Source organism: Spirulina subsalsa CS-330 (assembly GCF_028330765.1).
GTDB lineage: Bacteria > Cyanobacteriota > Cyanobacteriia > Cyanobacteriales > Spirulinaceae > Spirulina > Spirulina subsalsa_A.
In genome coordinates this window covers 14,198-29,093 of record NZ_JAQMTY010000015.1, presented here as the reverse complement: position 1 = coordinate 29,093, position 14,896 = coordinate 14,198, and the positions used below count along the sequence as shown (strand labels likewise).

Here is a 14,896-nt window from a genome sequence, read left to right as displayed (position 1 = left end):
GTGCGATCGCACCTTCCCCCGATGCAGCTTAAACCTCGTCTTCCTGGAGGTCTTCCGTCGTCAAGGACTCATAGGTGGGGCGACTGGGCGTACGGCGGCGCTCCACATCCGCCATCAGATCCACCTCGGTATCATTGCTATTGCCATCGGTAGCCGTATCCACCTTATGCACCGCAATATCCAAGCCCAAGGACTGAAGTTCACGCATCAACACCTTGAAGGATTCCGGCGTTCCCGGCCGGGGGATCGGCTTGCCCTTAACGATCGCATTCAATGCCTCGTTCCGACCCTGCATATCGTCGGACTTCACCGTCAGCAATTCCTGCAAGATATAGCCCGCGCCGTAAGCTTCTAGGGCCCAGACTTCCATTTCGCCGAACCGCTGTCCACCCTGCTGCGCCTTCCCACCCAAGGGCTGTTGCGTCACCAAGGAATACGGCCCCGTCGAACGGGCGTGAATCTTATCATCCACCAGGTGAACCAGCTTCAGCATATAGGCGATCCCCACGGTCACCGGGCTATCAAAGGGTTCACCCGTGCGACCATCGCGCACCGTGATTTTGCCCGGATTTTCCGGATCAAACACCCAATCTTTCCCAGCCCGTTGGGTGGATTCTTCGAGCTTGCCATGCACCGCCGTCCGGGACGCTTCCTCCCCGTACATTTCATCAAACGGTGTCATCTTAAAGCGCACCCCCAGATTCTCCCCAGCCCAGCCGAGCAAGCACTCGAACACCTGGCCCACATTCATCCGGGACGGCACACCCAGCGGGTTCAAAACAATATCCACCGGGCGACCATCGGGGAGATAGGGCATATCTTCCATGGGCATAATCCGGGAAATAATCCCCTTATTCCCGTGGCGACCCGCCATCTTATCCCCCACTTGGATCTTCCGCTTCTGAGCCACATAGACCCGCACCACCATATTCGCGCCAGGGGGTAATTCATCCCCCTGTTCCCGTGTGAAGACCCGCACATCCACAACCCGGCCCTTTTCACCGTTGGGAACCCGCAGGGAATTATCCCGCACATCCCGCGCTTTTTCGCCGAAAATCGCCCGCAGCAGTTTTTCTTCCGGGGGTTGGTCGGATTCCCCTTTCGGGGTCACTTTCCCGACGAGAATATCGCCGGATTCCACCCAAGCCCCGATCCGGATAATGCCGCGCTCGTCTAAATTACGCAGGGCATCTTCCCCGACGTTGGGAATTTCGCGGGTGATTTCTTCGGGGCCGAGTTTGGTTTGACGGGCCTCGATTTCGTATTTTTCAATGTGAATACTGGTGTAGACATCGTCCATCACCAAGCGTTCACTAATCAGGATCGCATCCTCGTAGTTATAGCCTTCCCAGGGCATATAGGAGACGAGAATATTTTGCCCCAGGGCCAGTTCGCCCCCTTCTGTGGCCGAACCATCGGCCAGGACTTGACCCGGCACGACCGGCTCATCTTGATACACCAAGGGCCGCTGATTTAAACAGGTATCTTGGTTGGAACGTTGATATTTTTGGACTTCGTATTCCACTTCATCGGGAAGGCCATCGGGGTTGGCCTCTAGTTCTTCGTCGCTCCAACTGACGCGAATTCGCACCCGTTCCGCATCCACATAGCTCACGGTGCCGTGGTGACGGGAAACCACCACCATCCCGGAGTCACGGGCGGCTTGGGCTTCGAGACCGGTTCCCACTAAAGGACGTTCCGGGCGCAACAGGGGCACGGCTTGACGCTGCATGTTCGATCCCATCAGGGCGCGGTTGGCATCGTCATGTTCGAGGAAGGGAATCAGGGACGTTGCCACCGAGACGATCTGCATCGGGGAGACGGCGATGTAGTCCACTTGTTCGGGGACGGTGGTGGAAAATTCTTGCCGGTAACGGACGGGGACGCGATCGCCCAGAATTTTCCCTGCATCATCGGTGGCCACATCCCCCGGTGCCACTTGCAAATCATCCTCTTGATCGGCGGTTAAGAATTCCGGCTCTTCTTCATAATGGACATAGCCATTTTCCACCCGGTAATAGGGGGTCTCAATGAAGCCATATTCATTCACCCGCGCATAGGTGGCAAGGGAACCAATCAACCCCGCGTTGGGGCCTTCCGGCGTTTCCACCGGACAAATCCGCCCGTAGTGGGAGGGGTGAATATCCCGCACCGCAAACCCTGCCCGCTCGCGGGTGAGACCACCAGGGCCAAGGGCCGAGAGACGGCGTTTATGGGTCAATTCCGCCAGGGGATTGGTTTGATCCATAAACTGCGACAGTTGCGACGAGCCGAAGAACTCTTTGATTGCCGCGACGAGGGGTTTGGGGTTCACCAAGGAAGCGGGGGTGAGGGAACTGGCTTCAGAAACCGTCATCCGTTCGCGAATAATCCGCTCGAGGCGATTTAAACCCACCCGCACCTGGTTTTGCAGCAGTTCCCCCACGGAACGGACGCGGCGATTCCCCAGGTGGTCGATGTCGTCGGTGTAGCCCGCATCAAATTCCAGGTTGATCAGGTAGTTGATCGCCGCCATGATGTCCTCGTTGGTGAGGACACGCACGGTGTCGGGGGTGTTGAGGCGCAGCTTTTTGTTGATTTTGTAGCGGCCCACTTTGCCGAGGTCGTAGCGTTTGTTGTCGAAAAAGCGGGATTCAAGCAGTTGACGACCGCCGTTCACTGTCGGGGGTTCACCGGGCCGGAGCTTGCGGTACAACTCCATCAGGGCTTCTTCTTCGCTGGGGTTGCCTTCTTTGTCGAGGGTTTTTTGATAAAAGTCGGGGTGACGCAAGCCGTCCATGATCTCGTTGTCGGTGAGACCGATGGCCTTGAGGAGCACCTGGGCGGAGAGTTTGCGGGTTTTGTCGATCCGCACCCAAACGAGGCTGTTTTTGTCGGTTTCAAATTTGAGCCAGGCCCCTCGGTTGGGGATCAGGGAGGCGGAGTAGGTGCGGCGACCGTTTTTGTCGGTTTCGGCTTTGTAATAGACACCGGGCGATCGCACAATTTGATTGACGATTACCCGCTCAGCCCCGTTGATGATGAAGGTGCCGCGATCGGTCATCAACGGCAAATCCCCAATAAACACCTCCTGCTCTTTGATCAACCCCGTTTCTTTATTGATCAAGCGGGTCGGCACATACATCTGCACCGAATAGCTCGCATCCCGCCGTTTGGCTTCATCCACGTCGTATTTGGGTGCATGGAGCTTGTATTTGTCCCCAATAAAGTGAAGTTCCAATTTACCGGTGTAGTCGGTAATGGGGGAAAAACTTTTCAGTTCTTCGATCAGACCCGTTTCCAGAAACCAACGGAAGCTAGACCGTTGAATTTCAATCAGATCGGGTAACAGGTTGTAGGTTAGGTTCGTCTTAGTCATGTGGTTTTGGGGATTTGGACGGCTAAGAAAAGGGGGATCAGCCTAAAACCCCACCGCTAGAGCGCCAGGCTAACGGTAGAGACAAAGGTATCCAGTTGGGACAGGCAAAAAACCGACATAGGTTAGGGGCTAAGCACCCAAAGGACTGGCGGGTAGGCGGAACAGATGGCGGGCGTTGGCGGTGGTGGTCGCCGCGAGATCCCGGAGGTCTACCTCGCGGAGTTCGGCGATCGCCGCAGCCACGTAATAGACGTTACTGGGCTCATTCCGTTTGCCGCGACGGGGCACGGGAGCCAAGAAGGGGCAATCGGTTTCCACCAGGAGGCGATCGCTAGGCACACCCTGGGCCGACGCTTTGATCGCGTGGGCGTTTTTAAAGGTGACAATGCCGCTAAAACTGATGTAAAACCCCAGATCTAGAAACCATTGGGTTTCCGTGGGGGTTCCACTCCAGCAATGCATCACCCCGCGCAGGGGGCCGCAGGTCTGCTGCACGTCCATCAATAGATCGCGCATTGCCTCCGCCGCATCGCGGCAGTGGATGATCACCGGTAAATCCAGCTCAATGGCGAGTTCCAGTTGCTGACGACAGACCTGTCGTTGATGGTCTTGATTGTCGGCTTTGAAAAAGTCGAGACCCAACTCACCGATCGCCACCACCCGCCCATCGGACTGGGCACAGTTCCGAATTTGGGTGAGACTGTTCGCAGTCCATCGGTCGGCATCCAAGGGATGGAGTCCAACGGCAAAGGAGAGTTCCGGAATGCGATCAGCGATCGCACGAATCTCGTCAAATTCATCGGGTTGAACACAGGAATGCACCAATTGCACAATCCCAGCTTCGCGCCACCGTTCCCGCACAGCATCAAGATCTGCGTCAAAAACATCAAAATTGAGATGAACGTGAGTGTCCACTAGCTGCATTGCAACCCAGGGGTAAGTGATCAGCCGTGTCAAGCTCTAAACACAGCAGAGTTGTCCGCTTTGGGAAACGGACAGATTACACGGTGAAGCGGGGCTCCTGCGAGTAACCGCACGCAATACACCCTAGGCAGAGGCTTCGGCAGCAGCGGCTTTCCGATAGCGTACCAAGCGGGCCTTCCGCCGGGCTCCCGTATTGGTATGGAGCACACCACGCTTGACGGCTTTATCGATTTTGCTGTACACCCGTGCTTGGGTGGTGTCCACGTTCACCAACTCGTCAGGAGTTGGATTCGAGGCATAGGCATCCACCGCCGCGAAGTACCGCTTGGTGAGGGTTTTCACAGCAGATTTGTAGGATTTATTACGGAGTCGGTTACGCTCAGCAATTTGAATACGTTTGATAGCAGATTTGGAGTTAGCCACGGTCGTCTTCTTGAAAAGGTCGCTGGGTTTGCAGGTACAATATTAAACACTTACAGGACATATTAATATATCACTTGCACAATCAACCCTGCAACTTGATTGGAGAAGACCCGAAGCGCGACTCCGAAGCCCGCCTCCCGCACCCAAGAATCTATCCACGTTAAGCTAGACCAAGATTCTAAAATTTAACTCTGCACGACTAGACCTGTGCTCTAGACCCTCAGAGTTCACTCAACGTTCCCCCTATCGCCAAGGCATTGTCACACTATGCTGCGAATTATTACTGAGGCAACTGAGGCCCGTACCGAACTGAACCGGATTAGCAAGCGGACGCATAGCAGCGCCATGTTAAGCCAAGAGGAGACTGTGCGCGACATTCTCAAAACGGTTCAGGAGCATGGGGACGCGGCTTTGCTCGACTATACCGAAATGTTTGACGGCCATCGCTTCACCCTAGACCAACTCCGGATTTCTGGGTCAGAACTCGATGCAGCCTATCAGCAAGTGTCGAAAGAGTTGCTCGATGCGATTATCTTAGCCCGCCAAAATATTGAAGCCTTCCACCGCCAACGGATGCCCAAGTCTTGGGTGCAATTTGGTGACCATGATACGGTTTTGGGCAAACGCTATACCCCAGTGGATCGGGCTGGCCTGTATGTACCGGGGGGGCGGGCATCCTATCCCAGTACGGTGCTGATGAATGCGATTCCGGCCAAGGTCGCTAATGTGCCTCGGATTGTGATGGTGACTCCACCGGGGGAGGGGGGTAAGATTAATCCGGCGGTGTTGGTGGCGGCCCAGGAAGCGGGCGTGACGGAAATTTATCGGGTGGGGGGTGCGCAGGCGATCGCAGCCCTCGCCTACGGAACGGAACGCATCCCCAACGTGGACGTGATCACCGGCCCCGGCAATATCTACGTTACCCTCGCTAAAAAAATGGTCTATGGCACCGTGGGCATTGACTCCCTCGCCGGGCCGTCGGAGGTTCTGGTGATTGCCGATCGCTACGCTTCCCCCGTCCATGTGGCCGCTGATCTCCTCGCCCAGGCTGAACATGATCCCCTCGCTGCGGCCATCTTGATCACCCCCGATCCTGACCTCGCTACCCAAGTACAGCAGGAAGTGACGCGACAACTTGAACATCATCCCCGCCGGGTGCTGACGGAAAAAGCGATCGCCCACTACGGCGTGATTATCGTCGTCGATTCCCTCGCAACGGCGGCCGAATTCTCGAACCTGTTCGCCCCGGAACACCTCGAACTCGAAGTCGAATCCCCCTGGGACCTCGTTGAGCAAATCCGCCACGCTGGGGCGATCTTCCTCGGCAACTCCACCCCCGAAGCCGTGGGCGACTATATCGCCGGCCCCAACCACACCCTGCCCACCTCCGGCGCAGCCCGCTACGCCTCCGCCCTGGGCGTGGAAACCTTCATGAAGCATTCGAGCTTAATTCAATATTCCTCCCATGCCCTCAATCGCGTGTCCGGTGCAATCCAAGCCCTGGCTAACGCGGAAGGCCTCCATTCTCACGCTGAATCCGTGCGGCTCCGCCTCGAAAAAAATAATGAGGGGGGATGAGCGACGGATCACAAACCGCCCAAGGCTTGCTACTGCTGATCCACAATGTTCTAATGTTGACCTGGCCTGCGTTTGATTCCCCTCTCAGCCAGGGCAGCGAGCTAGAAGCTCGCAGAAGATTCCAGTGGGAGCCTCTGGTTCACTCGTACTCGCTCCAGACTAGCGCAGCGTCAATGCAAAGAATTAGGATGTTTGTAGGGTGCTGTTAGCGAAGCGTAACGCCCCGTCACGTTGAGTGTTGGACATTCAAGACAATCCGAATAGTAAGTCTTGACTCTGTACTAGCGCGATCGCATCTCACGCAATCCATCCCCTGATTAAAGTATCCTGATGGGATCAACGATCAGGGTAATTGCTGAGGCATGGCCCCCTCGATTGCTTAGCTCTTGTGTGTAACTCCTGGCATGAAGCGAACTCGCCTGACACCGCTGCCCCTCTGGATTGTTCTGATTGTGCCGTTCATCGCTCAATTAGCGATCGCCATTAGCGTAGTGGGCTATCTTTCTTGGCACGCCGGACAACAGGCAGTGAACGATCTCGCCTCCCAACTGCGCAGCGAACTCACCGAACGCATCCAGCAACGTCTCCATAACTACATCCGCACCCCCCACATCATCAATCGCCTCAACACCACCGCCGTCAATGAAGGCGCTCTCAACATTCGCAACACCCAAGGCGGTTATCAATTCCTCCAGCAAATCAAAGTTTCCGCCCTGATTAACGGCATCTACTGCGGCAATTCCCAGGGGGAATTCTTCGGGGTGACGCGGCGCACCCTGGGGGGCAGCTTTGACCCGCGCAACTTTCAAATGATGGTGAGTAACTCTCGCACTGACTATCAATACCAACTCTACGACACAGATAACCGGGGCAACCTCACCCATCGCCTCCAAACCATCGGCCCCTACGATCCCCGCCAACGGCCTTGGTATCGGGCTGCGATTCAGGCCGGTCGGCCCACCTGGAGTCCGGTCTATTTAGATTTTTCCTCCCAACTCCCGACGGTGACGGCCAGCACGCCGATTTACGAAGGGAATGCGATCGTGGGGGTCTGTGGGACTGATGTGGTGCTGTCGGAGGATCTACAAGCTTTTCTTCAAGAGTTGCAAATTGGTCAATCGGGAGAGGCCTTGATCATGGATCGCCAGGGGGCACTGCTGTCAAGTTCTACCGACGATACCTTTGCCGTCAGTGAGCAGCAAAATCTACGCCAATTGCAAGTGGTGGAAAGTGAAAACCCGTTGGTGCGGGCCACGGTCAAGCATTTACTAGAACGCTTCGGATCATTTGAAAAGATTCACGGTGCTCAACAGTTGGAATTTTGGTGGGACGGCCAATTGCAATTTATTCAGGTGGCTCCGTTTCAAGATGGGCGCGGTTTAAACTGGCTGATTGTGTTGGTGGTTCCTGAGGCGGATTTTATGGGGCGGATTCATGAAAATAGCCGCAACACGATCGCACTCTGTCTGTTGGCGTTAGCGATCGCCACCGTGATCGGAATTTTCACCTCTCGCCTGATCAGTCGTCCGATGGTGCGCCTCATCCGTGCCACCGAAGAAGTGGCCGGTGGTCAATTGGAGCAAAATGTCTCCACCCGTGGCATCCGCGAACTCCTCAGCCTGGCCAAATCCTTCAACAGCATGGCCACCCAATTAAAAGCCTCATTTGCGGATTTAGAAGACCAACGCAACTCGTTTTTGCGCTTTGTTCCGGCGGAATATTTGGGGTTTTTGCGCCGGGATAGTTTGGTTAATGTGGCCTTAGGGGAGCATGTCAGTACAGACATGGCGATCCTGTTTTCCGATATTCGCTCCTTTACCACCCTGTCGGAGCAAATGACCCCCTCGGAAAATTTTGCCTTTATTAATCGATATTTGGGCCAAGTGTCCCCCGCGATTCGGGATCATGGGGGCTTCATTGTTAAATATTTGGGGGATGGGATTATGGCGGCGTTTCCCCGTGGGGCGCGGGATGCTGTGGATGCTGCGATCGCTCAACACCAATGCGTCCAACGGTATAACCAAGACCCCATCCCAGCAAGCCCCGTCCCAATTCAAATTGGCATCGGCATTCACTTTGGGCGCATTATGGTGGGGATTGTGGGCGAAATGGGGCGGATGCAGGGGGATGCCTTTTCCGATACGGTCAATCTGGCAGCCCGCTTGGAAGGCTTGACCAAGTTTTACGGTGTGGCGGTGTTAATTTCCGAGACTGTTTTAGAGGCGATCGGCCCGGGTCATCCCTACTCCGTGCGCTTTTTAGATCGGGTGATTGTCAAAGGGCGCAACGAAGCGATCGCCATTTATGAAATCCTCGATGCTGCCGATCTCCAAAGCCAACAGTTGAAAGCCAAAACTCAACCCAATTTTGAACAGGGAATCGCCGCCTATCAGCAGGGTAATCTTGAGGCTGCGATCGCCGCATTTCACACGGTCCTCGATCTCAATCCCCAAGATAAAACCGCCGCCCTCTACCTCGAACGTATCCAGATTCTAAAAAATAACGGCATTCCTGAAGATTGGCAAGGAATTTGGCAATTTACTGAAAAATAAATTATTAGATGTAATCTATCCATGATCTAGTTTGAAGGAGATGAAGAAAGGCGTTCAAGCTGGGATTTTAATTCTGTTACCATTGTGTCTTTTTCTGCCGGTGCAATATTTTCATTCGCTTCAATCTCTAGAATTTGTTGCCCTAAGCTTAACTCCCGGATCGGATGCCAGACTTGATCCGTCGCGCTTGCAAATCCAGACCATTCCATTTTCTTGAGTTGTTCTGTATTGTCATAATTCCAGAAAAACGTTTGAATTTTTGCTTTTAAGTCAGCGGGTAAATCACGATGATAGGCAATGGGATCATTGGGAATGAGTGGCGATGTCCAAAGCACGGCAATGTTTTGATGCGCCTCAGCATGGCTACGTTTGAGGCGATCGAGGGCTTCATTATTACTCGTGGCAATATCCACTGTTTTCGCTGCTACGGCTAACGCTGTCGCTTCATGAGTGCCGAGAAAGCTCATCGATTTAAAAATACGCTGAGGTTGAACATTATTTTTCGCAAAAATATAATAACTAGGAACTAAAAAGCCAGAGGTTGAGGTCGGATCATTAAATGCAAAGGTTAAGTCAGCGGCATTTTCGAGGAGGTAGCGATCGCCCCCCATCACTTGCGCCTCTTGGACAAAGGGTTGATCAATGTGGGTGATTAAATGGGCTTGATACCCCTGGGAGCCATCGGCGGCTAAGGTCAAAGCAAAGGCTTCAGCCCCAGAGGTTTGGGCCGCCTCAATATAGGCATTACCCCCCAGCCACGCTAAATGAATATCCTGCGATCGCATCCCCAAAATCAAATCATCATACTGTTGCGCAAAAAAAGGCTGCACCGATACCCCAATCGCCGCGCTCAACTCAGCGAGAAACTCTTGCCAAAAGCCTTGCTGATTGTCTTCATCTTCCGTCGAAAGAATGCCAAACTGCAATGTTGAGAGATGTGAAGATTCGGAGTTGAAGGACGTTGTACAGCTACTGAGTTGTGTTGAAACCCAGGCCGTCGTTACCGCAAAAAGTCCGTAACGGAGGGCTACCCGTCGGGACAGCGGGGAAAATACATTAAACATGATTAGACTCCTCCAATGAAGGGATACAGTAATCGCAAAGCGTTAGAATTTTAGGCAGGGTAGAGCATCAAAAGGCAGCAAGGCAGATCCATCTACATTGTGATCCAAAACACTCCCGATCAGTCCATTCATTAACTGACGTTAAAGAATCGATGGGAATTCATGAGTATCCTGAGACATTAGCGACATCAGTGCTTATTTTATTTAAAATATTGAAATACTCAAATCAATATACTGTTTTAATATACTCAGCAAAACAACCTTGTCAGACACCATTCAGAAAAACTATAGAAAATTATCAACCCAGTTGTTGACAGGGTTTGGTATTTCCGTATTGATGGTCGGGATACTCATCCTTGGGGTTAACTATCACTCCATGCAAGCAGACTTGCAGTGGCAAGTAGAACGCCGGGCCGAATCCATTACAGGAGAATTGAAGTTTGCCACAGAAGGGTTGATTTCCGTGGGCTACACCAGCATGGTGGGGCGAATTGTTGCCAATTATGCGACCTTACCCGATGTGGAAGAGGTAGCTATTGTCACCCCATCGGGTCAAACCCTTGCCCATAACGTCATTACCCAAATCAACCAACCCTATCGCAACGTTCATCCAGAACTGACTGCAACCCTCAATGATGTGATTGAAAATGGCGACCCGATTAGTCGCTACATCACAACGGATCATACGCCAGCGATTATTGCATTTTCTCCGTTTAAAAGTACATTATTTGGCTCAACGACAAAATACGGGCTAGTGGTGACCCGGATTAGCCTTCAACATATTCAGGATCGGGCGTTTAAAACATTTCTCCAATCAACAGCAACGTTACTGGTTGCGATCGCTGTCATTTTAGGGCTGATGGGTGTGTTGATTCAAAAATTTGTTTTAAGGCCACTGTGGAGTTTAAATATTGCAATTCTGGAAAGCCAAGCGACTGGATCTTTTCATTTCCCTAAGCGCTTACCTAAAAATGAAATTCGATTTTTAGCCACGACTTTTGATCAAACCTTTCGGATTGTGTCTAGATATGAGCAACTTGAGTCAGAAATTGAGCAACGCAGACAAGCTGAATTGAGTTTAATTGAAAGTGAGCAACGCGAGCGCATCAAATCTCAAGAATTAGAGAACACTTTAATTCAATTACAATCTACTCAGCTACAATTGATTCACACAGAAAAAATGTCCAGCTTAGGGCAAATGGTGGCGGGAATTGCCCATGAAATTAACAACCCAGTTAGCTTTATCTATGGTAATTTAGAACACCTCCGAGACTATACAACCCAGTTATTTACTCTCCTCCATCTCTATCAATCACAATATCCTGATGCTATGTTTGTCATTCAAGATCAACAGGATGACTATGATTTAGAATTCATCGAAAATGATCTACCGTCTCTACTTGATTCGATGACCACAGGAGCCAATCGGATCAAAGCAATTGTTAAGTCATTGCGCACATTTTCGCGTTTAGATGAATCGGCTTTAAAGAGGGTCAATATTCATGATGGCTTAGAGGATACGTTATTGCTGCTCCAAAGTCGTCTGACCCATGCAGCTACCCACAAACCGATCCAGGTCATTAAAGATTATGGAGCGTTACCCCCGATCGATTGCTATGCGGGTCAACTCAATCAGGTCTTTTTAAATATTATGAGTAATGCGATTGATGCATTACAAGAGTTTGGGCCATGTGATCGAGAGCCAACGCTTTGGATTCGGACAAAACAAATTGAGGAAAATAGTATTGAAATTCAAATTGAAGACAATGGCCCAGGCATTGATCCGCAATGTCAGGCGCGTTTGTTTGATCCATTTTTCACGACAAAGGCGGTGGGAAAGGGGACAGGGTTAGGGCTATCTATCAGTCATGCGGTTGTTGTCGATCAGCATCGTGGTCAATTGATCTGCTCGTCTCAGTTGGGTCATGGTACTGTGTTTACGATTCAAATTCCGGCGATCGCTGCTGCATTGTTGATCTAGCTTAATCGCCCAAGGATCATAACTGCACTCAGTTGTCATTAGTGATAATTACTTACTGTGCGTTGATCGATCCATGACAGGGTTAAGCTCACTTGCTTGAAGCGATGTCATGATGTTTGACTAACGGCTAAAAATGCTTCTTTGGCGGCGGCTTGTTCGGCGGCTTTTTTGGAGGGGCCTTTCCCATACCCTAGACATTCTTCATTGAGCCAGACTTCAGCCGAAAATCGTTCTTGGCGAGGGGTGGGGGCTTGGTTTTCTTGGACGCGATAGTCTGGGAGTTTTTTGTATTTGCCTTGGGTCCATTCTTGGAGGGCATCTTTATAGTTACAAAAGGCCGGATCGGCGCGAACTTCGGCAGATTTTTCGCGGAGAATGGGTTCAAACCAAAAGCGAATTAAGCTCATGTCCATGGTGCTGCGATAAAACGCACCGAGGACGGCTTCAAAGACATCGGCGAGGCGGATTTGTTGGGAGTTGCGACCGGAGGCGAGGCGATTGCCGCTCATGATCAGATAGCGATCGAGACCGTATTCAAGGCCGAGTTCAGCGAGGACGCGATCGCTCACTAACACCGAACGAATGGCGGCAAACTCGCCCACTAACGCATCGGGATAGGTTTCGAGGAGAATATCAGAGGCGATGAGCCGTACGACCGCATCCCCAACAAATTCCAACTGTTCATAGTTGGCGTGGCGATCAATACTCGGATGGGTGAGGGCGAGGTTGAGTAACTGGAGATCAACGGGGGCATCGGCGGCTAATCCAAACCGCTGCATGAGGGTGTGGAGTTGTTTTTCCCGACGCGGATCAGTGAGGGTGGACATAGACAGGTATACATTGAAGCTAACCCTTTAGTGTAGCAATTTAATCAGCCTGAAGAGTCCTAACCTATTGATCAATCCGGACTCCGAGCGGGTCTCGCGCCGGGATGCGTTAGCCCCCGAAGCCGCCAAGGGATTGGCGCAGGCCGGGCGATCCTTGGCTGAGGCTGAGGACGGATTGGGAGAAGACTTGGAAGGCGTTCCGAATTTCGCGATCGCTGTTCCCCGGTGTCAAAATCCATTCATCACGAATCCCCATGGTTTGGAACACTGTGCGAAAATCAGTGCCTTGGTCTTCAATGCCCATCGCTGCCACAATGTGCTTTTCCGCCCGCAACATATCCCCGACTAAAGTTTTGACATCGTTGGCCCGCGATCGCTGGGAATGCTCATCGGCTCCATCGGTAATGATTAGGGTCAAGGTGCGCACTGGCACGCCATTATCTTCAAATTCTTGGGTCTTCGCGAGCACCGTCCCCAACAGCACGACGGTTTGATCATACAGGGGTGTGCCTTGATTGGGGTTGTAATTTTGCGGGGTCATGCGCACGGCTTGTTCTAGGGGGCAGTAGGGGTACAACACATGACCGTTAAGGTAGCGGGTGTGAATCAATAAATTGTCCTTTTGCTGGGTCGCCATCAACGCATCAATAACGCTGTTGTGACCGCCGCGCACGGCTTGGGCATTCCCTCCAAACCGAATCGAGCTAGAATCATCGGGCATAATCGTCACCAGCACCACTTCGCTGGCACTGACATCATTAATATTGACCCCCAAACCGGCTTGAATTTCCGCCCCAATATCAATGACATTCAAGGTGTGCATCGATGCAGTGGACAGAGATCCTTCGGCGTGGGCGGTGTTAAAAAGAGCGTTGAGATTGGGTGCAGAGTTGGACATGGAAACCTCCAAAAATGGGGTGTGGATGTGAATGGTGATGAGTTTGCAGCCGTAGCGGTGAGCGATGACCGGAGGGGGTCGCTCAAATCGGTGCTGGGAGCCGGGGCGATCGCACTCAAGCGGAGGGGATGCGATCGCTCAATACGCCTTAACGATCAAGCCCCGGCCATCGTTCAATCGGATCAGTAGACTTCACCAGATGCATCCCCGCATCGGCAAACCGTTGAAATGCGGCGTTGCCTTGGTCGGTAAAGTCCACCACCCCCGGAACCACCACCGATGAGGTGCAATCTTCCAGGAGATACACTTTTTGCGCCAAGGTGGGATCTTGGGCTTGAATTTCCGTGAGCAGGTCGTCAATCGTCCAGGCCACACAATGGCTCTTCGCTTGCCCCGCAATCACCACCGCATCAAAATCCAACAGCTTTTGAATAAAGCGCGTATTTTTCTGAGCAATGGGACGACCGTCCGCCCCGGTTAGCACCTCCGGACGCAGCACCGAATAGTTTTCCGTTAACGGATTGCCGCCTTTAATTTCAAACCGGGTTTGGCTGTGACGTGCGATCGCATGGAAAAACAACGCCTCTTCTACTGCTGATGCGATCGCATGGCCAATTCCCCCCAGCATCGAGTGATAGGGCCAGACCGTCAGGGGATATTTCCCCTCATCGCTCAACTGCTTAACATAATGCAGCGCGTGCTTTTGCAATGCCAGATAATGCCCCCCCGCCAGGCTATAGGTCATCCCTGGATTCACCTTCCAGACCCCATTGCAAACATCCTCATAGGTGATCATCGTCGCCGCCGGAATCGGATGTTCCCCCGCATCATTCACCCAGAAAATCGGGTGAAAAATCTGCATCGCCGTGTGGGTGTCGAGGGTCGGCGCAATTTCCGTAATCCGGTTGAGGTTGCGATAGATAAACTCACACAGTCGCCCATTATCATCAATGGCTCCCGTCCCCGATCGCCCCCCGACAAACAATTCAAACGTCGGCAAGCAGAACGTATTTTGCACATCGATCGCCATCAAACACAGACGGGTCGTGTCTTTGGCCGCAGGGGTGATGCCGTGGAGTTTCGCCCAGTCCTGAGCCTGCTGGGCCCGGTCTTGATAGGGGACACGCCACACCTCGCGGAGGCTCTGAGGGTCAAAGAAGGACGGAATCGGCAATTGAGTGGTGATGGTCAGGCTCATAGTACCTCTCGGTGGGTAACTCGTTTGCAAGTCAGCTTTGTGTGCTTACTTACACTAACCAAGATAGTGTCTAAAAAACACAATGTCAAGTCA

10 protein-coding genes are annotated in these 14,896 nt (G+C 52.4%); 3 read left to right on the top strand and 7 right to left on the bottom strand.

The annotated features are described in order from the left end of the window. Positions 1-28: 28 nt before the first annotated feature. The 3 genes from rpoB to rpsT all read right to left on the bottom strand — a co-directional run bounded on the left by rpoB (position 29) and on the right by rpsT (position 4,705). Positions 29-3,358 (bottom strand): DNA-directed RNA polymerase subunit beta, encoded by a 3,330-nt coding sequence (gene rpoB / locus PN477_RS00945; protein ID WP_272117413.1) that lies wholly within the window; start codon positions 3,356-3,358, stop codon positions 29-31. Positions 3,359-3,487: 129 nt separating this feature from the next. Continuing rightward, entirely contained in the window at positions 3,488-4,282 is a 795-nt protein-coding gene (locus PN477_RS00940; protein WP_272117411.1) for a TatD family hydrolase, read from the bottom strand. 123 nt (positions 4,283-4,405) lie between these two features. Further along, a complete protein-coding gene (gene rpsT, locus PN477_RS00935) occupies positions 4,406-4,705 on the bottom strand; it encodes a 30S ribosomal protein S20 (RefSeq protein ID WP_272117410.1) in 300 nt (99 codons plus the stop codon). Between the two features lie 267 nt (positions 4,706-4,972). Here rpsT and hisD point away from each other — a divergent pair, with 267 nt between their 5' ends. Both hisD and PN477_RS00925 read left to right on the top strand, forming a co-directional pair. Continuing rightward, positions 4,973-6,283, top strand: a complete 1,311-nt coding sequence (gene hisD, locus PN477_RS00930; RefSeq protein ID WP_272117408.1) for a histidinol dehydrogenase — start codon at positions 4,973-4,975, stop codon at positions 6,281-6,283. 404 nt (positions 6,284-6,687) lie between these two features. Next, the gene (locus PN477_RS00925) at positions 6,688-8,835 is read left to right on the top strand and encodes an adenylate/guanylate cyclase domain-containing protein (protein WP_272117406.1); all 2,148 of its coding nucleotides are present in this window, start codon (positions 6,688-6,690) and stop codon (positions 8,833-8,835) included. A 26-nt stretch (positions 8,836-8,861) separates the two neighbouring features. On the opposite strand, the gene phnD is transcribed toward PN477_RS00925, so the two are convergent. After that, on the bottom strand, positions 8,862-9,899 hold the full coding sequence (gene phnD, locus PN477_RS00920; protein ID WP_272117404.1) for a phosphonate ABC transporter substrate-binding protein: 1,038 nt from the start codon (positions 9,897-9,899) through the stop codon (positions 8,862-8,864). 262 nt (positions 9,900-10,161) lie between these two features. Here phnD and PN477_RS00915 point away from each other — a divergent pair, with 262 nt between their 5' ends. Further along, positions 10,162-11,880 (top strand): sensor histidine kinase, encoded by a 1,719-nt coding sequence (locus PN477_RS00915; protein ID WP_272117402.1) that lies wholly within the window; start codon positions 10,162-10,164, stop codon positions 11,878-11,880. Between the two features lie 107 nt (positions 11,881-11,987). Here PN477_RS00915 and rnc read toward each other — a convergent pair whose 3' ends face one another. The 3 genes from rnc to PN477_RS00900 all read right to left on the bottom strand — a co-directional run bounded on the left by rnc (position 11,988) and on the right by PN477_RS00900 (position 14,803). After that, complete coding sequence (gene rnc / locus PN477_RS00910) at positions 11,988-12,707, bottom strand: ribonuclease III (RefSeq protein WP_272117400.1); 720 nt, start codon at positions 12,705-12,707, stop codon at positions 11,988-11,990. Positions 12,708-12,816: 109 nt separating this feature from the next. Continuing rightward, on the bottom strand, positions 12,817-13,605 hold the full coding sequence (locus PN477_RS00905) for a hypothetical protein (protein ID WP_272117398.1): 789 nt from the start codon (positions 13,603-13,605) through the stop codon (positions 12,817-12,819). 148 nt (positions 13,606-13,753) lie between these two features. Next, positions 13,754-14,803, bottom strand: a complete 1,050-nt coding sequence (locus PN477_RS00900) for a cysteine hydrolase family protein (RefSeq protein WP_272117396.1) — start codon at positions 14,801-14,803, stop codon at positions 13,754-13,756. Between the last annotated feature and the right edge of the window lie 93 nt (positions 14,804-14,896).

What these genes read in the sequence shown, in the direction of transcription:
- phnD (WP_272117404.1), bottom strand. Translation starts at nt 9,899, where the DNA reads ATGTTTAATGTATTTTCCCCGCTGTCCCGACGGGTAGCCCTCCGTTAC.
- rpoB (WP_272117413.1), bottom strand. Translation starts at nt 3,358, where the DNA reads ATGACTAAGACGAACCTAACCTACAACCTGTTACCCGATCTGATTGAA.
- PN477_RS00900 (WP_272117396.1), bottom strand. Translation starts at nt 14,803, where the DNA reads ATGAGCCTGACCATCACCACTCAATTGCCGATTCCGTCCTTCTTTGAC.
- hisD (WP_272117408.1), top strand. Translation starts at nt 4,973, where the DNA reads ATGCTGCGAATTATTACTGAGGCAACTGAGGCCCGTACCGAACTGAAC.
- rnc (WP_272117400.1), bottom strand. Translation starts at nt 12,707, where the DNA reads ATGTCCACCCTCACTGATCCGCGTCGGGAAAAACAACTCCACACCCTC.
- PN477_RS00925 (WP_272117406.1), top strand. Translation starts at nt 6,688, where the DNA reads ATGAAGCGAACTCGCCTGACACCGCTGCCCCTCTGGATTGTTCTGATT.
- PN477_RS00940 (WP_272117411.1), bottom strand. Translation starts at nt 4,282, where the DNA reads ATGCAGCTAGTGGACACTCACGTTCATCTCAATTTTGATGTTTTTGAC.
- PN477_RS00905 (WP_272117398.1), bottom strand. Translation starts at nt 13,605, where the DNA reads ATGTCCAACTCTGCACCCAATCTCAACGCTCTTTTTAACACCGCCCAC.